The sequence below is a fragment of the Acetobacter pomorum genome, assembly GCF_002738225.1.
Taxonomy (GTDB): domain Bacteria; phylum Pseudomonadota; class Alphaproteobacteria; order Acetobacterales; family Acetobacteraceae; genus Acetobacter; species Acetobacter pomorum.
The window spans coordinates 1-692 of sequence record NZ_PEBQ01000111.1 but is presented as its reverse complement, the minus strand read 5'-3'; the positions used below and the strand labels follow the sequence as shown (position 1 = coordinate 692).

The following is a 692-nucleotide window of genomic DNA, read 5'->3' as shown; positions in this document are numbered from 1 at the left end:
CCTGTGCTGGTGGCTTCCTCACGGACCATGGTGGACAGTGTATCAATCCGGTCATACAGGCGGGTGTTGCCTGCAAGGCCGAACAGGAAGTCAACATGGTTGTCTTCGCACCATGTCATCAGAGTGTCCCGGGCGAAGCCGCTGTCCCCGCGGATGAGGATGCGCACCCTGGGCCAGCGGTTCCTAATCTGTTTCACGATCCGGCTGATGTCAGCCAGTGCTTCCTTCCCTGGGTCCCTGTCTGCCGTGCGCAGGCTGGCGCTGAGGAGATGATCACCACAAAAGACATACAGGGGCAGATAGCAGTTATGGCCGTAATACCCATGAAAGGCCCGGCCTTCCTGATGACCATGGATACGATCATCGGTCGCATCCACATCCAGAATGATCCGGGCAGGCGCGCGGTCATGCTGGTCCATGAAGAGCGTGACGAACAGCGCGGCCAGGGCTTCATGATCAGCAATGATGCGACAGTAACGGTCTGCCTTGTGGCCACTGCGCTCCAGCCGGTTCAGGGTGGATTTGCCGGCCAATGCTGCGCAGTTTGCCCGGCCTCCTGACAGACGGCCCGAGGCCAGACCAAAGATCAGGTCATGCCGCAGGGCATCGTGATCATTGAGATCTTCATAGCCCAGTGCCAGGCCCATGATCCGCTGACGGACAAGGTCTTCAACCCGGTATTCCACAAAGCC

At 59.1% G+C, this 692-nt stretch carries 1 protein-coding gene; it reads right to left on the bottom strand.

Features of this window, described 5'->3' with window-relative positions:
- On the bottom strand, positions 1 to 692 hold a 692-nt coding region (locus CSR02_RS08415), incomplete at both ends, for an IS1380 family transposase (RefSeq protein WP_143225568.1).